19 protein-coding genes are annotated in these 23,270 nt (G+C 35.2%); 14 read left to right on the forward strand and 5 right to left on the reverse strand.

Going from position 1 to position 23,270, the window contains the following annotated elements; genetic code table 11:
* Positions 1-17: 17 nt before the first annotated feature.
* From RB618_RS18275 to RB618_RS18320, 10 genes are all read left to right on the forward strand, one after another.
* Complete coding sequence (locus RB618_RS18275) at positions 18-1,412, forward strand: alginate export family protein (protein ID WP_308070078.1); 1,395 nt, start codon at positions 18-20, stop codon at positions 1,410-1,412.
* Positions 1,413-1,594: 182 nt separating this feature from the next.
* On the forward strand, positions 1,595-2,329 hold the full coding sequence (locus RB618_RS18280) for a M17 family peptidase N-terminal domain-containing protein (protein WP_308070079.1): 735 nt from the start codon (positions 1,595-1,597) through the stop codon (positions 2,327-2,329).
* 7 nt (positions 2,330-2,336) lie between these two features.
* The gene (locus RB618_RS18285; protein ID WP_308070080.1) at positions 2,337-4,223 is read left to right on the forward strand and encodes an amidohydrolase; all 1,887 of its coding nucleotides are present in this window, start codon (positions 2,337-2,339) and stop codon (positions 4,221-4,223) included.
* Positions 4,224-4,234: 11 nt separating this feature from the next.
* Positions 4,235-4,669: a DoxX family protein gene (locus tag RB618_RS18290; protein ID WP_308070081.1), complete on the forward strand. Its 435-nt coding sequence runs from the start codon at positions 4,235-4,237 to the stop codon at positions 4,667-4,669.
* Positions 4,670-4,913: 244 nt separating this feature from the next.
* Positions 4,914-5,387, forward strand: a complete 474-nt coding sequence (locus tag RB618_RS18295) for a DNA starvation/stationary phase protection protein (RefSeq protein WP_308070082.1) — start codon at positions 4,914-4,916, stop codon at positions 5,385-5,387.
* Positions 5,388-5,396: 9 nt separating this feature from the next.
* The gene (locus RB618_RS18300; protein ID WP_308070083.1) at positions 5,397-6,065 is read left to right on the forward strand and encodes a YoaK family protein; all 669 of its coding nucleotides are present in this window, start codon (positions 5,397-5,399) and stop codon (positions 6,063-6,065) included.
* 171 nt (positions 6,066-6,236) lie between these two features.
* Positions 6,237-7,598, forward strand: a complete 1,362-nt coding sequence (locus RB618_RS18305) for a sigma-54 dependent transcriptional regulator (protein ID WP_308070084.1) — start codon at positions 6,237-6,239, stop codon at positions 7,596-7,598.
* Between the two features lie 201 nt (positions 7,599-7,799).
* Positions 7,800-8,090, forward strand: coding sequence for a GNAT family N-acetyltransferase (locus RB618_RS18310; RefSeq protein WP_308070085.1), 291 nt, complete (start codon positions 7,800-7,802; stop codon positions 8,088-8,090).
* Positions 8,091-8,159: 69 nt separating this feature from the next.
* Entirely contained in the window at positions 8,160-8,780 is a 621-nt protein-coding gene (locus RB618_RS18315; RefSeq protein ID WP_308070086.1) for a dienelactone hydrolase family protein, read from the forward strand.
* Positions 8,780-9,133 (forward strand): hypothetical protein, encoded by a 354-nt coding sequence (locus tag RB618_RS18320; protein WP_308070087.1) that lies wholly within the window; start codon positions 8,780-8,782, stop codon positions 9,131-9,133. The genes RB618_RS18315 and RB618_RS18320 overlap by 1 nt, the downstream gene beginning before the upstream one ends.
* Positions 9,134-9,363: 230 nt before the next feature.
* Here RB618_RS18320 and RB618_RS18325 read toward each other — a convergent pair whose 3' ends face one another.
* The gene (locus RB618_RS18325) at positions 9,364-10,938 is read right to left on the reverse strand and encodes a sigma-54 dependent transcriptional regulator (protein WP_308070088.1); all 1,575 of its coding nucleotides are present in this window, start codon (positions 10,936-10,938) and stop codon (positions 9,364-9,366) included.
* Positions 10,939-11,254: 316 nt separating this feature from the next.
* Here RB618_RS18325 and RB618_RS18330 point away from each other — a divergent pair, with 316 nt between their 5' ends.
* The 4 genes from RB618_RS18330 (at position 11,255) to RB618_RS18345 (ending at position 16,294) form a co-directional block, all read left to right on the forward strand.
* Complete coding sequence (locus RB618_RS18330; RefSeq protein WP_308070089.1) at positions 11,255-12,193, forward strand: ring-cleaving dioxygenase; 939 nt, start codon at positions 11,255-11,257, stop codon at positions 12,191-12,193.
* 173 nt (positions 12,194-12,366) lie between these two features.
* A complete protein-coding gene (locus RB618_RS18335; protein WP_308070090.1) occupies positions 12,367-12,963 on the forward strand; it encodes a hypothetical protein in 597 nt (198 codons plus the stop codon).
* A 173-nt stretch (positions 12,964-13,136) separates the two neighbouring features.
* A complete protein-coding gene (locus tag RB618_RS18340; protein ID WP_308070091.1) occupies positions 13,137-13,694 on the forward strand; it encodes a hypothetical protein in 558 nt (185 codons plus the stop codon).
* A gap of 191 nt (positions 13,695-13,885) precedes the next feature.
* Positions 13,886-16,294: a histidine kinase dimerization/phosphoacceptor domain -containing protein gene (locus tag RB618_RS18345; RefSeq protein WP_308070092.1), complete on the forward strand. Its 2,409-nt coding sequence runs from the start codon at positions 13,886-13,888 to the stop codon at positions 16,292-16,294.
* A gap of 4 nt (positions 16,295-16,298) precedes the next feature.
* Here the strand turns inward: RB618_RS18345 and RB618_RS18350 are convergent, their stop codons facing one another.
* The 4 genes from RB618_RS18350 to RB618_RS18365 all read right to left on the reverse strand — a co-directional run bounded on the left by RB618_RS18350 (position 16,299) and on the right by RB618_RS18365 (position 22,894).
* Positions 16,299-17,081, reverse strand: coding sequence for a hypothetical protein (locus tag RB618_RS18350; RefSeq protein WP_308070093.1), 783 nt, complete (start codon positions 17,079-17,081; stop codon positions 16,299-16,301).
* Positions 17,082-17,153: 72 nt separating this feature from the next.
* On the reverse strand, positions 17,154-18,563 hold the full coding sequence (locus RB618_RS18355) for a TolC family protein (protein WP_308070094.1): 1,410 nt from the start codon (positions 18,561-18,563) through the stop codon (positions 17,154-17,156).
* 2 nt (positions 18,564-18,565) lie between these two features.
* On the reverse strand, positions 18,566-21,721 hold the full coding sequence (locus tag RB618_RS18360; protein ID WP_308070095.1) for an efflux RND transporter permease subunit: 3,156 nt from the start codon (positions 21,719-21,721) through the stop codon (positions 18,566-18,568).
* Between the two features lie 27 nt (positions 21,722-21,748).
* Positions 21,749-22,894: an efflux RND transporter periplasmic adaptor subunit gene (locus tag RB618_RS18365; protein ID WP_308070096.1), complete on the reverse strand. Its 1,146-nt coding sequence runs from the start codon at positions 22,892-22,894 to the stop codon at positions 21,749-21,751.
* Positions 22,895-23,270 lie beyond the last annotated feature (376 nt).

Genomic DNA, 23,270 nt, shown 5'->3' on the forward strand with positions numbered 1-23,270 from the left:
ATCTCTTACGCTTCATTATGTTGGAATCATCAAAATCCATATTATCCAAAATCCTTTTCATATGTATTGCTTTTTTTCTTTTAATAGGAAACACGGCATCGGCTCAAAATTTCAAGCTGCTCCGTTACGATGAAAATTATGAATTCTTAAAAGATTCAAATCGAAACTTTTATGAAGGACTTAAATTCATTCCTTTAAATCAAGAAAAAGACATTTATATGTCAATTGGCGGCGAAGCCCGATATGAATACGTTGATTTCAACAATGAAGACTGGGGAAGATTCAATATTGGACACAACAATTTCTTACTGCAGCGTTACGATCTTCATGCCGATGTGCATTTAGGAAAACGTGTTAGAATATTTGCCCAATTGAGAAGCGCCCTAGAAGACGGACGCGTAAATGGTGCTCGCGGTATAGACGAAGATCAGCTTAATGTTCAGAATCTTTTTGTCGATGTTAATGTTTGGCAACAAAAAGACAAAAAAATAACTATTCGTGCCGGAAGACAAGAATTGGATTATGGTTCTGGAAGGTTAATTTCTGTTAGAGAAGGTCCAAATACAAGGCTTTATTTTACAGGAGGAAAACTGATGTACACTTCGTCACGAGTATCAATTGATGCCTTTGCCATGATGGCCGACACGGTTCATAATGGTGTTTTTGATAATAAAATGTCCAAACAGCTTAATCTTTGGGGAGCATATTCTAAAATAATTTTCCCAAAAGCAGGAAATCTCGATCTGTATTATCTCGGGTTCAGAAGAGACGAATCTGTTTTTGAAGAAGGAATTGCTCCTGAAAGAAGGCATACAATAGGTTCAAGATTATGGAAATACGGCGGAGGTTTTATCTATAACCTTGAAGCAGCCTATCAATTCGGAACTTTCGGTTCTGGAAATATCAATGCCTGGACGGGATCTATTGATATTGGATATATGTTTGAAAATGTAAAATTTAAACCAACCATCAATCTTAGAAACGATTATATCTCAGGAGATAAAAATCAAGGCAACGGAGATCTTCAAACATTTAATCCGCTGTATCCAAAAGGAGGATATTTTGGTTTTAGTCCGCAAGTTGGACCGGTTAACCTTATCGATATTCATCCGTATGCTACGATGGATTTACTGCCACAGCTAAAGATGCAGGTCGATGTGGTTCTAAACTGGAGATTCTCAACACAAGACGGAGTTTATAGACCAAGCGGAATTCTAAATCTTCGCGGAAGCGATTCTGACGAAAGATATATCGGAACTGCTTATCTCGCCAATTTTACCTATAGCGTAAACAAATATATTTCGGTTGTCAGCGGTATCCAGTATTTCAAAACAGGTGCTTTTATCGATGACATGATTCCGAACTCAAAAGATGGGGTTTTCTTTAATGCCAGATTAACATTTAAATTTTAATTAAAAAATAATTTTTAACACATAGAAACATAGTTTTTGGGAGCGTATAAAAGGCGTTTCACTTACATTAATACACATAGAGCTATGTGTTAGAAACTAGTTTCTTTCCCTACTCTTTTTTCAAAGTAAAGAAATCCTACTGTTTCTATGTGTTTAAAAACTTTAAACCTAAACCAAAAAAAATGAAAACAAACACTTCAAAATATAGCTTTAGATATTCTTATCTGATGCTTCTAATTATAACATTTGCAGGCGCTCTTAGTAACAACGCTTTTGCCCAAACAGCTTCAATCGGTTCTACAGTAACTTGGGGGAAAGTAGACGGAATTGCAGTAAACGGATTGGTTCAAGGACCATCTGCAGCAGAAGCTGACTTACAAGTTGCCTGCGTTTTTGAATATACAGAAGGGGATATTTTTAACCCTCCTGCCCTTCCTGCCAACTTAAACGGAATGGTGCATTTAGACGATGCTTTAAAAGGCATTATTACTGAATTAAGAAAAAGCGGTAAATTTACAGGTCATTCACTTGAAACTTTATTGATTACCCCTCCAAAAGGCACTTTAGCATCCAAACAATTATTATTAATCGGGTTGGGAGACCGCAATAAATTTACTCCAGATTTAATGATTAGTGTGGGAAGCACAGCCATGCGCGAAGCTTTACGTTTAGGGGTTTCTAATTATTCTTTTGCAAGTGATATTAAAGATGCAGGAATCGATTCTCCAACTGCTTTAGTTGCTGAAAATGTGGTTTTAGGTTTATTTGAAGCCTACAGAACTCAATCTTATTTAAAAGAAAAAAAATTGACAGAATACAAGCCTTTAACAAAAGTTATTTTGCTTGCAGGACCAGCTTATTACACTGTTGCAGGAGAAGGAATCAAACAAGCAATTGCAAAATTAAACTCTAAATAACCGAATTATGAAAGCAGATTTAATTTTATTCAACGGAAAAATTCATAGTTTCAACGCTGAAACTCCAAACGTTACAGCTGTTGCTATTAAAGACGGAAAATTTATTGCAGTAGGAAATGACAGTGATATAATGGCTTTTGCATCTGAAGAAACCAAAATAATCGATCTTCAGAATAAAAGAGCGGTTCCTGGAATCAACGATTCGCACATTCACCTTATTCGTGGCGGATTAAATTATAACCTTGAACTACGTTGGGATGGCGTTCCTTCTTTGGCAGATGCGCTTCGAATGCTGAAAGAGCAAGTAGATCGCACTCCAAATCCGCAATGGGTTCGTGTAGTTGGCGGCTGGTCAGAATTTCAGTTTGCTGAACGCAGAATGCCAACTTTAGAAGAAATCAATGCTATTGCACCCGATACTCCTGTTTTTATTCTGCATTTGTATGACAGAGCCATTATGAACAGAGCGGCGTTGAGAGCAGTTGGATACAACAAAAATACTCCTGCACCTCCAGGCGGACAAATCGAACGCGATTCGAATGGAGAACCTACAGGACTTATTATTGCGACTCCAAATGCGATGATTTTATATTCGACTTTGGCAAAAGGTCCTACTCTTTCTTACGAGCATCAGATTAATTCGACTCGTCATTTTATGAAAGAACTGAACCGTTTCGGAATTACAAGTGTTATTGATGCTGGCGGTGGATTTCAGAACTTTCCTGACGATTATAAAGTCGTTAACGAATTGAACGAAAAGAAACAATTGACGGTTAGAATTGCCTACAATCTTTTCACTCAAAAACCAAAACACGAATTTGAAGATTTCTCCGACTGGATTGACACCGTAAAATTATATCAAGGAAACGATATGTACCGTCATAACGGAGCGGGCGAAATGCTGGTTTTTTCTGCTGCCGATTTTGAGGATTTTCTACAGCCAAGACCAGATCTTCCTGAAAATATGGAAGCTGAATTGGAAAAAGTAGTTCGTCTTTTGGTAGAAAACCGCTGGCCTTTTAGATTACATGCAACTTACAACGAAAGTATTACAAGATTTTTAAATGTTTTTGAAAAGATCAATCAAGACGTTCCTTTCAACGGACTTCCTTGGATTTTTGATCACGCGGAAACTATTGACGAAAGAAACATCGAACGTGTAAAAGCTTTAGGCGGAGGAATCGCAGTACAAAGCAGAATGGCGTACCAAGGGGAATATTTCACCGATCGTTACGGAGCAAAAGCTGCTGAAAACACACCGCCAATCAAAAAAATGATTGAAATGGAAGTTCCTGTTGGCGCAGGTTCAGATGCTACACGTGTGAGCAGTTACAATCCGTGGGTTTCAATGTATTGGATGACGGTTGGAAAAACAGTTGGAGGATTGCAATTGTACAACGAAACGAGATTGAACAGACAAACTGCTCTCGAATTGTACACAAGAGGAAGCGCTTGGTTTTCGCAGGAACAAACTAAAAAAGGAGATATTAAAGTGGGAATGTTTGCCGATTTAACAGTTCTAGATCGGGATTATTTTACAATAGATGATGAAGACATCAAAAAGATCGAAGCCGATTTAACTATTGTAGACGGAAAAATTGTGTACGCAAATGGAGATTTTTCTTCGTTCTCGCCACCTCACATTCCGATCTTGCCAGATTGGTCGCCAACCAATATCTACAACGGATATCCGGTGAGAAGCAGTTTCCAAAATGCAATTGAAAAAAATGCAAAAGCAGATGCAAAACCAAAACTAACTTCGCAGATTCACAGCTGTTCAGGAAGTTGCGACGTTCATTTACACAATCACGATGCTGCTCGAATGAGCAATGTTCCAGTAAACAATTATAATGCATTCTGGGGCGCCTTGGGCTGTTCTTGTTTTGCTTTCTAAATTTTAAAGAAATGATCGAACTTATAAAACAAATATTGCATTCCGATTTAGGAAATTCATTCAACAACGCGGCGCTTTTAGCGTTTAGAGTTCTGCTGGCAATTGAACTTTTCAGAGTTCACGGAATGAAAAAATTTAGAGTTGAAAACGGACAAAAAGAACACGTTCCGAATCCGTTGCATTTACCTGAAAAAATAAACGGATTAGTCGCCACATTTTCAGATACTGTAATTCCGTTTTTCATAATTCTCGGACTTGGAACACGTCTTGCCGTTCTGCCTACAATTGGCGTAACAGCAATTGGTTATTTTGTGGTTCACAAAAACGATTCGCTCGAAGTGCGCGATGTTCCGTACATGTACACTTTATCCCTATTACTGCTTCTTGCCCTAGGTGCAGGAACATATTCACTTGATTATTATTTAGTGACATTATTAAACAATTAATTTAAACGAAAAATATTTTTTAACACATAGAAACATAGTTTTTTGGAGCGAGTAAAAGGCGTTTCACTTGCATTAATACACATAACTTTGACATAGTTCTCGCAAAGAACTATGTGTTAGAAATTAGTTTCTTTCTTTATTCTTTTCAAAACAAAGAGAAAGCCTATGTTTCTATGTGTTTATTGATTTATTCCTCCAAAAAGCAAAACTCATAACTCATAACTTAATAAAACCCAATTTAAAAATGAAAACAAACATCGGAATTAAGCAAGAAAACATCTCAAACATTGTTGATGTATTAACTAAAGTTCTTGCAGACGAATTCGTACTTTATACCAAAACAAAAAGAGCACACTGGAACGTTGAAGGACCAGATTTCTATAACAAACATCTTTTCTTCGAACAGCAATACGATGCCATTGATGAAATCGTAGATACAGTTGCAGAAAGAATTAGATCTTTAGGCCATTATACACCCGCTACTTTAAAAGATTTCTTGGCACTAACCCATCTTACAGAAGAGCTTAAAGAGAAAAATGACAGCAATGGTTTTATTAAAGAATTGCTTTTAGATCATGAGAGCATCATTATTTATTTGCGAGAAAACATTAATTTTATTGCTAATGAATTGCAAGATGCAGGAACTAGCGATTTTATTACAGGCCTTGTAGAAAACCATGAAAAAATGGCGTGGATGCTTCGCGCACATTTAAACTAAAAACAAACTATGGAAATTCAACAAAAAAATATTTGGTACGTAACCCTGCTTCTCACCATAATAGCAGGGTATTGCGATACCGTGACTTTTGTCGCAGCCGATTCGATATTTTCGGCGCACGTAACAGGCAACTTTATCGTTTTTGCGTATCAGATTGTAAAAGGTTCAGACCTTCATGCTTGGGTAAAACTGCTTACTTTTCCAATTTTTATTATTGCTGTAATTACAGGCGGAAGAATCGCGCAAAAAGCAACCAATCGCTATACTATTTTATTTTGGGAAGGTATAATTTTGCTTCTAAGCGGCATTGCATCATATGTTTTTGGCTATTTGCAGAACTTCGAAGAATGGACCATGTATACGGTTGCCATGACAACAGTTTTTGCAATGGGACTTCAGAATGCTTTTGGAAAGCTTTATGCGAAGGAAACGCATGGCCCAACTACTATGATGACAGGAAATGTTACTCAAGCTTCTCTTGATTTGGGAAATCTACTAAAAAATGGATTTAAAGATGCCGAAGTATTCTTAAGTTTTAAAAAGCAGCTCGTTACCTTAATTGGATTTCTTGTGGGATGTTTTCTAGGAGCAATTGCAGGAAAATTTTTCGGACTTGGGACTTTAATTCTTCCAGGATTGGCAATGATAATTTGTTACTTATATCACCGAGATAACTAAGCAAAAGCCCATTTTTCAGATTGCAAATTTCTGATAATATAGTATCTTTAAAAAATGATTTTAGCACTCTTTTCTCCAAAAAAAGACTCTAAACTCTCTCAAAAAAGAAATTTCTAAAAACTCCAAATTCTTGGCTATTCTTGAAAATTCTGAAATTATACAAACAATGTAATGAAGGAGAAACTACTAATTGTTGAAGATGAATTTATAGTTGCAAATGATTTAAAAATCATGCTGCACAAAGCAGGTTATCAAGTTGTTGGCATTGCTGCTTCTGTAGCTCAAGCAAGAAAATTAATCGAAGAAAAAAATCCAGATTGGATCTTGTTGGACATCATCTTAAAAGGCAATTTAACGGGTATTGATCTGGCGTGGGAACTGCGCAAAATGAATCTGCCCTTTCTATATATTTCAGCAAACACCAATCAAAGTACGCTTGAGGCTGTAAAAGCTACCCATCCGTACGGTTTTACCGTAAAGCCTTTTAGAGAAAAAGATCTTGTTGTAATGCTTGATATTGCCCGATACCGATTTAATCAAGAAAAAGAAGGTTTGGCTCTAAATCAAGTAAGCCCAGAAATTCAAGAAATTGAAGGAATCATTGGTCAAAGCGCACTTTTGAAAGAAGCTATTGAAAAAATAAAAATAGTAGCTCCCGCCGAAACTTCAGTTTTGATTTTAGGCGAAAGCGGTACAGGAAAAGAAAGAGCTGCGCATGCAATCCATGAACTTTCGGCACATAAATCAAATCCTATTGTGGTTGTAAACTGTGCCGCATTACCACAATCTTTAATAGAATCTGAACTTTTTGGACACGAAAAAGGAGCCTTTACAGGCGCGAATGCAATAAGAATAGGTAAATTTGAGCAAGCCAATAACGGAACTATTTTCCTTGATGAAATTGGCGAATTACCGCTTGACTCTCAAGTAAAATTATTGCGTGTTCTGCAGGAAAAAGAAATTCAGCGTCTTGGAGGCAATAAAACTATTAAAATCAATGTTCGTATTGTAGCCGCGACCAATAAAACGCTGGAAAAAGAAGTTGCCGAAGGCCGTTTTAGATTGGATTTATATTACAGATTAAATGTATTTCCGATACAATTGCCATCTTTAAAAGAACGCAAAGAAGATATTGAAATATTGGCTCATTTTTTTCTAAAAAAATATGCCGCTAGCTCTAAAAGAAATGTAGTTAGTATAAACGCAAAAGCTTTAGAACAATTAAAAAATTACAATTGGCCAGGGAATATACGTGAATTAGAACATTTAATTGAAAGAAACGTACTTCTCGCCAAAACAAACGAAATTGTTTTTTTTGACTTGCCTTCTACTGCTCCTGCTGCTTTTGTAGAAATCGATGCAAAAAAAATAAAGTCAATGGAAGAAATGGAAAAAGAGCATATTATGAATGCGCTTCAAATCTGCAATGGCAAAGTTTCGGGTACGGGTGGTGCTGCCGAGCTTTTAAAAATGCAGCCACAGACTTTGTATTCAAAAATGAAAAAATTAGGTATAAAGCAAGAATATAATTAAATTTATTTAACTTTTTTTACCGCAAAGGCGCAAGGGTTTACACAAAGTTCGCTAAGGCTTTATATTAAGTGCTCAAGCAAAATCTAAAGATTAAGTTCACAAAGCTTTGTGTAGACAAAACTTTGCAGACAAAGCTTTGCGAACTTTGCGTAAATCTTAGCGTTCTTTGCGGTTAAAATTACACATAACGATATAAAATATATGGAAACAATAAAACTAGAATTAGACGAAAAAAAACATGGCGCTTTTAACCTTTATGTAGACGATAAAAAACTGGGAGAAATGACCGTAAGCATAAAGCCAGAGTTATTGACGGTTTACCACACGGGAGTTGAGCCAGAAGGAGAAGGAAAAGGTTATGCAAAAAAACTTTTAGAAGAAATGGTTTCTTACGTTCGTGCCAATAATTTGAAAGTGTTACCACTTTGTCCTTATGTTCATGCGCAATTTAAAAGACATCCAGACGAATACGAAGATATCTGGAAAAAGTAAAGTTTGAAAGACGAAAGATTAAAGACGAAAGACTCTAGTCTCGATGCAAAAAATTAAAGATCAAAAACGATGAATACAGAAATATTAACAGACGGATTACCATTAAATGAAGCCAAAAAAGCTTTAATCATGATTCATGGGCGCGGTGCAAGTGCACACGATATTCTTTCCATTGCTAAACATCTTAAGGTTGAAGATTTTGCATTGGTTGCACCCCAAGCAGAAAACAGAACTTGGTATCCGTATTCATTTTTAGCTCCTTTAAACGAAAATGAGCCTTCATTTTCAAAATCATTAGAAGCAATACATCAAGTTGTGGTGGCTATACAACAAAATGGAATTGAAAAAGAAAACATTTATTTCTTAGGGTTTTCTCAGGGAGCTTGTCTTGCATTGGAATTCACTACAAGAAATGCTGCAAAATATGGCGGAATCGTCGCTTTCACAGGAGGATTAATTGGTGATCAGGTTTATGAAAATCACTATTCAGGGAATTTCGAAAACACACCTGTTTTTATAGGAACAAGTGATCCTGATTTTCACGTTCCTGTAGAAAGAGTCAATGAGACGGAAGCACTTATGGAAAAAATGGGTGCAGACGTTACTAAAAAAATCTACCCAAATATGGGACATACCATCAGTCAAGATGAAGTAAATTGCGCCAATGCATTAATTTTCAATAAAAAATAATGATTACGATCACTCGTGTTTATAGCGATGCAAATGGAGAAAGTCATTTTGAAGACTTTGAAGTTGCGTTGAAAAACAATGGAGACATCGGATTCTTATCGGAGGATGAACCTGTTAAATCTATTGTTTTTAGAGAAGTTAGCCCTTCTTATGATTATGATTTTCACAATGCTCCAGATCGCCAATATATTGTTTTGCTGGAAGGAGGCGTAGAAATCGAAACTTCATTAGGAGAAAAAAGAACATTCAACACAGGTTCTATTTTGTTGGTAGAAGATACCACAGGAAAAGGGCACAAAACCAAAAATATTGAGCCTAAACTGAGAAAATCTATTTTTATAAAGTTGGTTTAAAATAGTTTCAGGTTTCAGGTTCAAAGTTTCAAGTTCTGTCTAACTTTGACAAAGTTGATACTGTTTTTTTAAACACATAGAAACATAGTTTTTTTGATCGTGAAAAAGACTTAAAAAAAGAAACTAGTTTCTAACACATAGCGCTATGTGTATTTACACAAGTGAAATGCCTTTTTGCACAAGCTAAAGTCTATGATTCTATGTGTTTAAATTTTACGCTTTCAAAAAAATCAATTCAAAAAATGTTCTTTTCTAATTCCTAGCTTCTTCATTCTAGAAGTCAAAGTTGTAGATGGCAAACCGAGTAAAACTGCCGCGCCTTGCGGACCCGAAATTCGGCCGCTGCATTTTTTAATTACTTTTAGAATGTGCTCCTTCTCTACTTCTTGAAGGGTTTTGGTATAAAATTCGTTGACTAAAGCATCTGAACTGGCAATTACAATTTCAGGAAAAATCATTTCTTTGATCTTTTCATCTTTGGCAAACAAAATGCTTCTTTCGACCATATTTTCTAGTTCGCGCACATTACCTGGCCACGCATTAGCCATCATGCTGTTGAGCACTTTCTTAGAAAAACGTTTTACATTTCTGTTCATTTTTGTAGCGTGCTTTTCTAAGAAAAAATGTCCCAGAATAGGAATATCCTCTTTACGGTCGCGTAAAGCAGGAAGCTTAATAGGGTAAACATTCAATCTAAAATACAAATCACTCCTAAAACGTTCGCCATAAACTTCTTTTTCAAGAATTTTATTAGTTGCTGCAATAACTCTAGCATTCACTTTTATGCTTTTGCTTCCGCCAACTCTTTCAATTTCTTTTTCTTGCAATACGCGAAGCAGTTTTCCTTGCAATTCTAGCGGCAACTCTCCTATTTCGTCTAGAAAAATGGTGCTATTTTCAGCCTGTTCAAATTTACCAATTCTCTGTTCGGTTGCTCCTGTAAAAGCACCTCTCTCATGTCCGAACAACTCGCTTTCGATCAAGTTTTCAGGAATCGAAGCGCAATTAACCTTTATCATTTTCTGATTTGAAACTTCAGACAAATTATGAATTGCATTTGCTGCAAGTTCTTTTCCTGTTCCTGTTTCGCCCAAAATTAAAACAGTAGAATTAGAAGAGGCTACTTGCGAAATCAATTCGTAAACATCTTTCATAGCATTGCTGTTTCCGATAATTCCGTGAAAATTTTCATTTTTAGGAATGTTTTTTTCTTTCTTTTTGCCCGAAATATTCTTTTTTAATATTTCCAGCTCGGCAAGAGCATTTTCATTCTGTTGGGTTAGCATTATGTTTCTTAACGTAATAGAAAATTGCATCGCAACTCCTCTCAAAACGCGACCAGATTCTCTACTGAAAGTTTTGGCATTTTTAAAGAAAAGAAAAAGTACATTTCTATTTCCTTCTATATAAGGGAGAGCAATTCCAAAAACATTCTTAAAACCTTTTTTATAAATGTTCTGAATATAATCTGGATGGTTTGAATTTGATAAATCGAAAGAAACTGCATCAGCAGAATTAATGCAATCATTAAAAAAGCTGTCATTTAGAGGATAACTTTGAGAAGCTATATTTTTATCTGTTGAATGAAAAATAAAATAATCGCCTTTGCTTTCATCTGAAGAAGCCAGAACAAAGTCATCAAATTGAAAGTTATCTTTTAATATTCCGTCAACAAGACGTTCAAATTCCTTCTTATTTAAAACCCGAGAAAGTGCTGTACAGATAAACATAATAAGCATTTGTTCTTTTTCTCTTTCCTGCAAACGGTTTATTGCAATTGCAGCTTTATCTATAGGCTTTTCCATAAACGGTATTTATTTGGGGCATTTTGGCGGTTATAGCGTAAAAATAAGGAATAGCATTTAGTAAACAAATATAGATTTTCTAAATATGCCATTTTTAAATCATAAAATTACGATATATCGTAGGTTCTAAAATTTGGCATTTCTTCAAAAGCCTTGTTTTCAAAGCCTTTCTAAAATCGGAATGTTATTTGGTTTGCTTTTGATGTTTTCAAAAACAGTGCGTTTTTATTTCTTAATCTAGGTTAATCGATGCAGAAGCATAACCGCCGTAAATTTGTAAAAGAAAAATCAATAACAATTTAATATAAAAAATACCATGGAAAATAAAATTTTAGGCTTACACCATATTACTGCAATTGCAGGTGACGCTAAACGCAATTTTGACTTTTACTCAAAAGTTTTAGGATTAAGATTCATCAAAAAAACAGTGAACTTTGATGATCCTGGAACTTACCACTTTTACTTTGGTGACGAAGTAGGAAGCGCAGGAACGATCTTAACCTTTTTCCCTTGGGGAGCAGGAATTCAACAAGGAAGAAAAGGTTCTGGAATGGCAACTGAAATTGGCTATTCTGTTCCAAAAGGAAGTCTTGATTTCTGGCAAAAACGTTTTGAGCAGTATAATGTAATTTACAATAAACCAGCTGAAAAGTTTGGTGAAAAATATCTGACTTTCTTAGATCCAGACGGATTAAAATTGGAGTTAATCGAATCTAAAACAGATGATAACAGAAAAGCTTGGGAAACTGACGAAGTAAAAGCTGATGTCGCTACAAAAGGGTTTCATAACATTACTTTGACTTTAAACAATATCAAAGCAACTGCAGCCATCTTAACTGACATATTCGGTTACAAATTAATCGATCAGGATGTAAACCGTTACCGTTATGCGACAGATGCTGTAGAAAATGCGGCTATTGTTGACTTGGTAGAATTGCCAGAAGAAAAACGCGGTTTAAACGCTAACGGAACTGTTCACCACGTGGCTTTCCGTGTGCCAAATGATGAAGTTTTAATGAAATTCAGAGAAAAAATCGAAGATTACGGATTGTCTATCACACCGCAAATTGACAGACAATATTTCCACTCTCTATATTTCAGAGAACCAGGCGGAGTTTTGTTTGAAATTGCAACTGACAATCCTGGATTTACTGTAGACGAAAGCTTAGAAGAATTAGGTCAAAACTTAAAGCTTCCAGCTCAATACGAATCTCAAAGAGCAGCTATCGAAGAGCATTTGGTTAAAATTAATTAATTCAAATATTAAACTGGGTTTAATCCCAAAACACACAACTATTCTGAAAAAGCTGTCCTAATTTGGGATGGCTTTTTTTGCTTGGGAAATTAAAATGGTTTGATTTTTTATAGGAAAATATTTTATATTTGAGTTCTTACTTACAACTTTACACCTATTCTATAAAATCGCATATGAAAGAAAATTGGCTTTTTATTAAAACTCCAGATGATTACGGATATCCGGAGATTATTCAGATTGATAAAGATATCATTGATTATTTTATCGTTGAAAAAATTGATGAAACTTGTCTCCTAAAAAGCGAAAACAGAAATGAAAAGTTAAGCGAAACAGAATATAAATTTATAAATCAAAATCGAATTAGATTTTTCAGAAAAGGAAAAATTCATAAAGTTTTAAGTGATGAAAAGTCTATAACTGAAGATTGTATATTCGAAGATGACTACGAAAAACTAAACGTAACAGAAACTGAATTAACAGAAACTGAAATTCAGAATTTAAAGTTTGAGTTTAATTGGAATGGAGAAAAAAAGAATCTCAAGTTCAATGAGGTTTTAGACCCACCTACTATACAAGAAATAAATAAACGTTTGAATAGACAAGGTAGTAGAATTTTGCTTGAAAAACTAAATGAAACACTATTTGTTGCACTTTATACAGACAATTATCTTGAAAAACTAATTCCTATAAAATATGTAGACAGACAAAAGATAATTCTACATGGTTTCCCGAAAGAGCCTTATGAGATTAATTGTTCAATAATAGAATAAAAAAAGCTGATAACAGGTACTTCGATCAATTTAGACAATTGGGTTAATGGAAAAGCAATTATTAAGACTTTGTCTTGTATGTACAAGAGCGAGACACTCGCGTTAGCGGAGACCGCATAGCTAGATAGCCCTAAAACAGAATAATAGACAATAAACTTATTAAAAAAAATCGCGTGGAAATAGAAACTATTAGAAATATAATTAGAAAAGCTCTTGAAGAACTAGTAGATAAAGATGATGAAATTTTTAAACAAAAATTGCCTAAATTAGGAAAATCTACTGAAAAAGAACGAAAATTAAATAGAGAATTACACGAAACAGCTTTAAATCATAGATTCGCATTCTATCTGGAAAACGGTTTGATAAATAAAAACTTAACAACTTATAATGTCGATATTGAATACAATAGAAACTTTTCAAATCCAAAATCTGTAAAAATGGAAGGCATAAAAATTCCTGTAAGACCCGATATTTTAATTCATAAAAGAATGAAAACTTCAGAGTCAGATTCACATTTACTTATAATCGAAGCAAAAAAAGGCAAAACCTCTGATCATGATATTGAAAAAGTTAAAGCGTTTATGAATGATACTGATTATAAATATAAATATGGATTAACCGTTTCGTATGCTTTCAATCAAAATCAAGTTGAAACAATCTTGTATTCAAAATCGAAAAACAATAAAATAGAAAAAGAAAAAATAAATGTAAAAAGAAAAAGCTACAGCTAATTTCAGAACAGTAAAACCTGAGACTGGCATATCAAAAACAAATGATATAAAAAAAGCTGTCTAGAATCTAGACAGCTTTTTTTATAATCATTTCATCACATAATACTTTTTCGAAGCAATAAATTATCTATAAAAATGTTTTCTAGACATGTTCAAAACCCTTAGTTTTACTCTTCCAAATACCCCAAAACATGAAAAAAGTAATTTTCTTACTTTTACTAACTTTCTTTACCACGTCCTCTTTTAGCCAAAACGAAACCGATAAACTTAAGCTTCAGAAAGATAGATTAATGTTACATAATGTGGCTATTTATCTTCGCAACGTTAATCAAGGATCTATCGATATTGACAGCGCGATGATTTTAGCCTGCAAAGCGCACAAACTTCCGTACACGCTTGCCAATGATGAAGGTTTTAATGATGCATCTAACTTTCCGGGAAATAATTTAATTACGAATAATTATGTTCGTGGCGCAGAATTGCTATTGCCGAGATTAAATACAACAGATCAAATTAAGCTAGCGTTGCAGATTGGGAGCTTTTATCTTTTTAAAGCTGGTGCCAAAAAAGATGATCTCAAAAATGCGCTTTTATATATCAATAAAGCCCAAAAACTGGCAGAAAAATATGAGATTCAAAAATGGCGTTTTCAATCTAAATATCTTCTAGCCAAATATTATTATCAAGCAGGGAAACCGCAATTGAGCGGCACGATTTTTTCGCAATTGGTTAACGCTGCAAGAAAAACACAAAATGAAAAAATACTAGCAGAAGCTATTGACAATCAAGGTACATTTATGCCTGACAACAATAAGGAAAAAGCAACTATTTTATCTGAAGCTTTGGCTATTTATAAAAAAACGGGCAACAAGGAAAAGGAAATTGAAACTTACATGAAAATTATTCCGGTTCATTTTTGGACTGGCAATATGAAATTGGCCAAACAAGAACTCCTAACAAGTCTTAGCCTTCAGAAAAAGATAGGTTTTCTATACACACAGTATACCGAAACGACTATTTCGCATATCGAATTATTCCACAACAACCTTAAAGACGCGCTTTATTATGCTTTGGAAAGTGTCAGTTCAATGGAAAAAACAAAAGATTATGCCTTTGCAGACAGCTTTTATATACGTTTAGGAAACATTTACAGTAGCACGGGCTATTATGAAGATGCTATTAAATTTTATCTTAAAGGAATTGAATATAACCAAAGAGAGTTAAATACTGGAACTTGGCATAAGAGTTTTTTTGGTGCTGTACGCTCGCTAATGGATGCTTCTAAATACACTCAAGCCTTACAATATCTAGAAAATAATTCCAAAAAATATCCGCCCAAAAACGATTTGGATAATATGATCCTAAATCAACTAAAGGCTTGTTGTTACGACCAATTAGGAAGATTGAAAGAAGCCGAAGCAAGTTATGAAAAAGTCAATTTTTATGCTAAAAAAATAAAAAGCGTAGAAGCAATGAAAGATGTTGCAGAGTGCTCGTCGATCATGGCTTTGTTTTACTTAAAAATTAATAAGCCGCAAAAAGCTAAAGAAATTGCAGATCACGTTATTGCTATTTCAAAACAAAATAAAGAAGGTTTTAACCACAATGTTTTGGAACTTTCTTTGTATAAAATAGATTCAATCAATGGAAATTATCTTTCTGCGATCGAACACATGAAAAGCTATAATCGAATTCAAGATTCGATGGATGACATTAGTAAAAATCGTGATTATGAAAATTTGAAATTCAAATTTGAAACTACTGCCAAAGAACAAAATATAAAATCTCTGAGGCAGCAGACCAATCTTCAAAAACGGGAACTGCATTCTTCACGGCTTTTAAACACTATTTCTATAAGCAGTCTGCTTTTGTTACTGATTATCATTATTTTATTATACAATAGAGCAAAAATTAAACAGCGAAGTACTAGCCGACTACAATTGAAAGAAAAAGAAATTAAGCTCAAAAATGTAAAATTGGAGCGTCTGGTTGAAGAAAAAGAATGGCTATTAAAAGAAATTCATCATCGCGTAAAAAACAATCTTCAGACTGTCATTAGTTTGCTTAATTCGCAATCTTCCTATTTGAAAGATGATTTGGCAATTTCTACTATAAAAAACAGTCAAAATAGAATTTATGCAATGTCACTTATTCATCAGAGATTGTATCAGGAAGATAATGTTTCTATGATCAATATGCCTGATTATTGCAACGAATTGGTTGAATATCTAAAAGAGTCTTTTAATGCAGAATACATTCATTTTGAAGTAAAAATTGCCTCTATAGAGTTGGATATTTCTCAAGCAATTGCGGTTGGATTAATTACAAACGAAATCATAACCAATTCGATAAAATATGCTTTTAAGGACACTTCAAATTGCAAGATTCGCTTCTCATTATCTGAAGTAAGCGAAAATTGCTATATGCTGGAGATTTCTGATAACGGAATTGGCATACCGGATACCACAGAATTGCAAAATAGTAACTCGTTCGGAATGACGCTTATAAATGGCTTAAGCAATACGCTTGAAGGAGATTTAGTGGTTAAAAATGAAAATGGACTTAGCTTTCAATTGGTATTTAAAAAGGATTTTAGATAAAAAACTATTCTTCGGCAGCCATTAATTCCAATTTAGCCATAATTAAAGCCAGATTATTTTCTAGAATAATTTTTCCGTCACGCCATTCTTTCTTATTTGAACCTCTAGAAATTCTAAAAATGAAATCGCCAGTAAAAACATATCCCCACGTTTCTCTCATACTATTTTTGGTTAGTCTTTTTTGCGCTTCTCTTAAATCAACTTTAATTTCAGTTCCATTTTTAAAAACCACAGTATCCAATCCGTCTAGACCTTTTCTAAATTCATGTCCACGATATTGAATGAGTCTGATCAAAGCATTCATAAAGCGTAAAGCCCGATCCAAGTTTTCTTTAGAAACATATAAATCCAAAATTTCCAACTTATCTAGCAGAATATCTTGATCTACAATTTTGCTTTCCCAATATTGCTTTGTTGCTGAAATAATCTCAACTGGATTTTCTAATGTATCGCTAACGCTTAAAGGAGCATGAACATCGTTTTTTATACTCTGAGTCAAATCAAGCAAAGGAGTAGATTTTAAAGGAACTCTAAGCTGCATTTCGTAGGTCTTTTTAAAAATTGCAATCTCATTATTTCCATTAAAATCCAACGAAAGCTCTGGAACATTTTTTCTCTTATATGCTGGTCCAATCCAATGTCGGCTTTTAGGAAGCGGGATCTTCATTTTTTCACATGCATTTTTAATTCCCATACTGGAAACTTCATAATGTTTTGCGATCTGCAGGATTGGAAATTTCCAAACCAAAGTATAAAGTTCTGATCTAGTAAAAGTAATTTTGTCCATGAATCAATTCAAAAGAAAATTCACCATCTCTATAATTGCTTACAGAAATGGTGAATTAAGAAAAATTAAGTACTACTCTACTCCGCCTCCTAAAGCACGGTACAGATTAATTGCTGCATTCAGTTTTTCGAGTTTTATTGTTACCAAATCCAATTCATTTTGAAGCGAACTGTTCTGGGCTGCGATAACTTCAAGATAATTGGCCATTCCGCTTTTGTAAAGCAAAGAAGCATCTGAAGTCGCTTTCTCTAAAGATTCTGCTTTGTCTTTTGCCAAAATCACACGCTCATCGGCATATTTCAATCTAGACATCGCATCGTTTACTTCTCCAACTGCCGTTATAAAAGACTGCTTGAATTGTACAACCGCTTTTTCCTGTTCTAAAACTGCAACTTCATAAGCTGTACGCAATGCTTTTTTTCTAAAAATTGGCTGCGCTAAATTGGCAGCAATTGTTTTGGTAACCGAACCAGGAAAATTAAACCAGTTTTCAAATTCAAAAGAATTAACTCCAATTGACGGATTCAAACTTAAAGTCGGATACATCGTTGCTTTTGCCAATCCTGTTTTAGCGTTAGCTGACATAACCGCATATTCGCTTGATTTTACATCTGGTCTTCGGCTTAAAAGTGAAGCTGGAATTCCTGCTGGAAAAAGTACCGAAACTTCCGCAGCATCTATATTTCCTGCTCTTTCAATCTTATCAGGATATTCTCCGCACAAAATCTGCAAAGCATTCTCTTGAACTGCAATATTCGCTTTCGCTAAAGGCACTAGCAATTCAGCCGTTTTTTTCTGAGCTTCGGTCTGATTTACGGCCAGAGAACTAATTGAGCCCGATTTGTATTGCAATTGCATCATGTTCAAAGTATTGGTGCTCAATTCAATATTTTTCTCCGCAATTTTCAATTGTTCATCTAAACCTAAAAGATTGTAATAAGACTGCGCTACCTGAACAATAATTCGGGTTTTTAATGCCGAAAGATTCTCTTTTTGAGCAAAATAAGCTGCTTTAGCATCTCTTTTCTGCATCGCTGCTTTTCCCCAAATATCAACTTCCCAAGAAAGACGAAGATTGGCGCTGTAATCGTCCATATAATCTTTACCTATAAATTGCTGGCTCAAAGATCCGTTTAAGGAATTTTTAGATGGATAAGCACGGCTTGCACCTGCATCAAAATCAAGAGTTGGCATCAAAGATAATTTGGCTTGCTTGTAGTTAAGATCAAGCTGCTCCATGCTTTTCATGGCAATAACAATCTCATTATTTTTAACCAAAGCTTTTTCTATCAAAGCAACCAGCAAAGGATCTTTATAATAGTTTTTCCACGGAAGCAAAACCGTGTCTCCAGTAACCGCTACCTCTTCGCGGAATTTTTCTGGAGCATTTAATTCTGTACGAGAATACTTTTTGCCCACCACACACGATGTCATAATCGCTCCAGTAAGCAAAACCATTCCTATTTTATATAGTGTTTTCATTCTTATTCTTTTATCGTTTGAACTTGAGTTGCGATTTTCTTTCTTGATACTTTTTCCTGTAAATATTGGAATACAATGAAAAGCAACGGAATAACAAAAACACCCAACACAACACCGCTAAACATTCCGACTGCGGCGCTTACACTGATAGATCGGTTTCCAACTGCAGTTCCTCCAGAGGCAAACATTAACGGAATCATACCTACAATAAATGCCAGCGAAGTCATGATAATTGGTCGTAACCTAGATTTTGCCCCTTCAATTGCTGCATCGATTATAGTTAATCCAGCCAAACGTCTCTGCAAAGCAAATTCGACAATCAAAATGGCATTTTTAGCCAAAAGTCCAACAAGCATGATTAATCCGACCTGAACGTAAATATTGTTATCTAAACCAACTGCTTTAATTCCCGCAAAAGCTCCTAAAATTCCTGTTGGAATAGAAAGCAATACCGCAAGTGGCAGTAAATAACTTTCGTACTGCGCTGCTAATAAGAAGAATACAAACAATAGACACAATCCAAAAATGGCAACCGTTTGGCTTCCTCCTGCTTTTTCCTCCAAACTTAAACCTGTCCATTCGTAACTATAGTCAGCAGGAAGTTTATCTAAAACTTGTTCCAGATTAGCCATAATTTGTCCGTTACTGTAACCAGGCAATGCCATAGCTGTAATATTTACCGAATTATAAAGATTATATCGGTTTACCGATTCTGGCCCGTACACTTTATGAAACTTTACGATAGATTTTACTGGAACCATTTGCATATCATTATTTCTTACGAAAATTTCATTAAAGGCATCTTCATCCATTCTAAAAATTCCATCAGCTTTTACATTCACACGGTAAAACTTACCAAATCTCGAAAAGTCAGCTGATTGATCTCCTGCAAAATAGGTTTGAATATTTCCTAAAAGCTCTTTGATATTTACACCCATTTGGCGCGCTTTGTCTTCGTCAACTTCCAATTCCAATTGCGGATAATCGGCTCTAAAAGTCGTGTAAGCATATTGTACTCCAGGCTGTTTCATAATCTGTGCGATTACTTTATCAGACATGACTTTTAAAGTTTCTGGGCTTCTCGCCATTCTGTCCTGCAACACGATTTCGGCACCACTTGTTACACCAAAACCTTCTACCGGAGGCATTCTGAAAACCATAATCTGACCTTCTTTAATTTTAGCCAGTTTTCCGCTTACGATATTCATAATTTCTTCAATATCTTTAACTGCTCCCCTATCTTTCTTAGGTTTAAGTTTTATAAAACCTAATCCGTAAGCAGGGCTGGCACTATTACTCAAAATATTGAATCCTGTAATACTCGTATTGACATCAATCGCTTCTATTGGAGCCAATTCTTTTTCTAATTTCTGAATTACAGCCGTCGTACGATCAAGTGCCGTTCCTGGTGGCATAGACAAACTGTACACCATAAAACCGTCATCTTCAAGAGGCACAAAACTTTTTGGCGTAGATGTCATCGTATAAACTGCAATTGCAGTTATCCCTGCCACTAATCCTGCTGCAAGCCATTTTCTGCCAATTAAGAAACGAACGCCTTTGATATATCTTCCCGTTAAATTGTTAAAGCTCGTATTGAATCCAACGAAAAAACGGTCTTTAAAGCTCGTTTTATGTTCGTTATCTCCATGCTTATGTCCGTGATTCTTTAGCAAAAGCGCACATAATGCAGGCGTAAGAGTCAAGGCATTTACAGCAGAAATGATAATCGCAATCGCCAATGTATAAGCAAATTGTTTATAGAAAATCCCTGAAGATCCCGTCATAAATCCGATTGGGATAAATACCGCGGACATCACCAAAGTAATCGAAATTACTGCTCCCGTGATTTCTGCCATCGCGCTGTGAGTTGCTTCTTTGGCTGAAATCGCTTCGTCTTCTTCCATTTTACTGTGCACCGCTTCGACCACTACAATCGCATCATCGACCACAATTCCAATCGCCAATACCAAAGCAAAAAGCGTTAGGATATTAATGGTAAATCCGAAAACCAGCAGGAAGAAAAACGTTCCTACAATCGCAACCGGAACTGCAATAGCTGGAATTATCGTCGAGCGAATGTCCTGAAGGAAAATAAACACCACAATAAATACCAGAATAAAAGCTTCCAACAAAGTCGATTTTACCTGTCCCGTTGCTTCGTCCAATCTTTCTTTGGTACTCATTACGTTAACGTATTTAATACCCGGAGGAAAAGATTTAGATAATCGTTCTACTTCTTTATTGATTCCGATTTCAATGTCATTGGCATTAGAACCCGAAGTTTGTAAAATAGCCATAGTAACGGCATTTTTACTATTCGATTTATTATCTCCACTGTACGAAATTGAACCAAATTCTACTCTCGCTACGTCTTTAAGCCTTAAAACATTGCTACCAACGTTTTTAACTACAATATTTTCATATTGCTCTGGTTTGTTCTTTTTTCCTTTGTAGCGTATTACATATTCTAAAGCCGCAGAAGATTCTTCTCCCAATTTCCCTGGAGCCGATTCTAAACTCTGTTCTGCAATGGCTTGAGTAACATCTGAAGGAACTAAGCCTGCATTGGCCATTTTACGTGGATCTAGCCAGATTCTCATCGAATAATCTTTCTGCCCAAAAATCTGAACCTGTCCTACTCCAGGAACACGCTTCATTTGAGGCACAAGGTTTATATTGGCATAATTCTGCAGAAACAACTCATCATATTTGCTATTATCATCTGTGTATAAGTTGAAAATAACAATCATACTATTCTGTTGCTTAGAAGTCGTAAGTCCCATTCGGATAACTTCTTGAGGCAATTTTGGCGTTGCTTGCTGCACTCTATTCTGCACGTTTACCGCAGCCTGATCCGGATCTACACCTTGCTTGAAAATGACACTGATCGAAAAAGATCCGTCATTACTTGCAGTAGATTTAATGTACTGCATATTTTCAACTCCATTAATCTGCTCTTCTAAAGGTGTTACTACCGAACGAATAACGGTTTCACTATTTCCTCCCGGATACGAACCGCTTACCATAACAGTTGGTGGCGAAATATCTGGAAATCGCGTTACCGATAATCTGGTAAGACCTATAATCCCCAGTATAACCAGTACAATAGAGATAACTGTGGCCAATACTGGCCTGTCTATTATTTTCTTTAACATGGAAATGTTATTTTATTGAATGAAAAATTATTTACTGCTCGTGTTTTTAGCAGCGATTTTTGGAACTACTTCCATACCATCATAAAGGACATCGATATTATTCAGTGCTACTTTATCTCCAGGTTTCAATCCAGATTTTACGAAATAATCTGCTCCAGCGCTTCCCGCGATTTCAATTGGAACCATGGCTACTTTGTTTCCTTCTTTTAGAATAAATACAAAAAATTTATCTTGGATATCTTTTACGCTCGCCATTGGAACTGTAAATACAGATGACAAACTTTTGTTCAAGACAATTCTTGCAGAACCTCCAGAACGCAATTCTTTTTTAGGGTTTGGAAAGATGGCTTTTAAAGCAATTGTTCCCGTTGCGCGATCGATGTTTCCGCTAGCCACTTCCAGTTTTCCTTTTTGATCGTACTCGCTGTCATCGGCCATAATTAAGCTTACAGTCTGATTGCTTTTTGCATCTTTTGAGAATGCCAAATAATCTGCTTCTGTTAAAGAAAAATATACAAATACGCTATTAATTTCTGAAAGTGTGGTTAATGGAACGGCATCATTTGGCGTAACCAAATTTCCGATACGGTTTGGAATACGGCTAATATAGCCGCTTACAGGAGCTTTAATCAAAGAGAAATCGGCATTTAACTGAGATGATCCTAAAGCGGCTTTTGCTTGTGCTACTTGTGCCGTTGCGGCTTCGTAATTGGCTTGTGCTGTTTTTAATTGCATGTCTGAGAAAACTTTTCCTTCAACTAAAGGTTTGATTTTCTCTACTTCCAATTTCGCATTCGCCTGATTCGCCAAAGCGCTTTTGTAAGCTGCACGGCTGTTGTTTACTTGTTCGGCGTAAACATCGCCTTTTATTTTAAAAAGAGATTGTCCTTTGGTTACATAATCTCCTTCTTTCACATAAATGGCTTCCAAATAACCCGATACTTGAGCTTTTATATCAACGTTTACAGTACCTTCGACTGTTCCTGGATATTTCTTTTCTACTTCTCCCGTTGCCGAATTGGTCTGAAGAAAATCTACCTCTGGCTTTGGAGGAGCCATTTGTGCATCTCCACTTTTTCCGCATGATGCAAGAGAAATGGTTATCAATAAAATTGCAATCCTGCCAATTGCTTTATTATTTTTAAAAAACTGTTTTGTCATTTTACTTTTCATTTTTAAATGAATTACCTCAAATTTGGCAGCAAAATAACAGCGTAAAACCGCTTTTTAAAGGAAGAAATTTACCCAAACGACATATTTTGATACTGAAACGTTGGCTTGGGTTTATGCCACGAAGGTGCTAAGGCGCGAAGTTTTTTTTGCCACGAATTCACGAATCTCTCTAATTAAAATTATTTTATTAAATACTGTGGATACAATTTTTCGAATTTTTATCAGCAGGAATGATAAAACACATAGTTTGTCATTTCTGTAAATGTTAGATAATTCGGTAACAAAATTTAACTTTAATAAATTTTGTTGCGATGAGAAATAACAGTCAGGATTCAACATTAGAGAGAAACTATTTAGAGAAGTATCGCTTTTTGAT

The organism is Flavobacterium sp. LHD-85 (genome assembly GCF_030929595.1).
GTDB lineage: Bacteria > Bacteroidota > Bacteroidia > Flavobacteriales > Flavobacteriaceae > Flavobacterium.

What these genes read in the sequence shown, in the direction of transcription:
- RB618_RS18355 (WP_308070094.1), bottom strand. Translation starts at nt 18,563, where the DNA reads ATGAAAACACTATATAAAATAGGAATGGTTTTGCTTACTGGAGCGATT.
- RB618_RS18295 (WP_308070082.1), top strand. Translation starts at nt 4,914, where the DNA reads ATGAAAACAAACATCGGAATTAAGCAAGAAAACATCTCAAACATTGTT.
- RB618_RS18305 (WP_308070084.1), top strand. Translation starts at nt 6,237, where the DNA reads ATGAAGGAGAAACTACTAATTGTTGAAGATGAATTTATAGTTGCAAAT.
- RB618_RS18285 (WP_308070080.1), top strand. Translation starts at nt 2,337, where the DNA reads ATGAAAGCAGATTTAATTTTATTCAACGGAAAAATTCATAGTTTCAAC.
- RB618_RS18360 (WP_308070095.1), bottom strand. Translation starts at nt 21,721, where the DNA reads ATGTTAAAGAAAATAATAGACAGGCCAGTATTGGCCACAGTTATCTCT.
- RB618_RS18365 (WP_308070096.1), bottom strand. Translation starts at nt 22,894, where the DNA reads ATGAAAAGTAAAATGACAAAACAGTTTTTTAAAAATAATAAAGCAATT.
- RB618_RS18280 (WP_308070079.1), top strand. Translation starts at nt 1,595, where the DNA reads ATGAAAACAAACACTTCAAAATATAGCTTTAGATATTCTTATCTGATG.
- RB618_RS18300 (WP_308070083.1), top strand. Translation starts at nt 5,397, where the DNA reads ATGGAAATTCAACAAAAAAATATTTGGTACGTAACCCTGCTTCTCACC.
- RB618_RS18315 (WP_308070086.1), top strand. Translation starts at nt 8,160, where the DNA reads ATGAATACAGAAATATTAACAGACGGATTACCATTAAATGAAGCCAAA.
- RB618_RS18310 (WP_308070085.1), top strand. Translation starts at nt 7,800, where the DNA reads ATGGAAACAATAAAACTAGAATTAGACGAAAAAAAACATGGCGCTTTT.
- RB618_RS18350 (WP_308070093.1), bottom strand. Translation starts at nt 17,081, where the DNA reads ATGGACAAAATTACTTTTACTAGATCAGAACTTTATACTTTGGTTTGG.
- RB618_RS18325 (WP_308070088.1), bottom strand. Translation starts at nt 10,938, where the DNA reads ATGGAAAAGCCTATAGATAAAGCTGCAATTGCAATAAACCGTTTGCAG.
- RB618_RS18320 (WP_308070087.1), top strand. Translation starts at nt 8,780, where the DNA reads ATGATTACGATCACTCGTGTTTATAGCGATGCAAATGGAGAAAGTCAT.
- RB618_RS18330 (WP_308070089.1), top strand. Translation starts at nt 11,255, where the DNA reads ATGGAAAATAAAATTTTAGGCTTACACCATATTACTGCAATTGCAGGT.
- RB618_RS18335 (WP_308070090.1), top strand. Translation starts at nt 12,367, where the DNA reads ATGAAAGAAAATTGGCTTTTTATTAAAACTCCAGATGATTACGGATAT.
- RB618_RS18290 (WP_308070081.1), top strand. Translation starts at nt 4,235, where the DNA reads ATGATCGAACTTATAAAACAAATATTGCATTCCGATTTAGGAAATTCA.
- RB618_RS18275 (WP_308070078.1), top strand. Translation starts at nt 18, where the DNA reads ATGTTGGAATCATCAAAATCCATATTATCCAAAATCCTTTTCATATGT.
- RB618_RS18345 (WP_308070092.1), top strand. Translation starts at nt 13,886, where the DNA reads ATGAAAAAAGTAATTTTCTTACTTTTACTAACTTTCTTTACCACGTCC.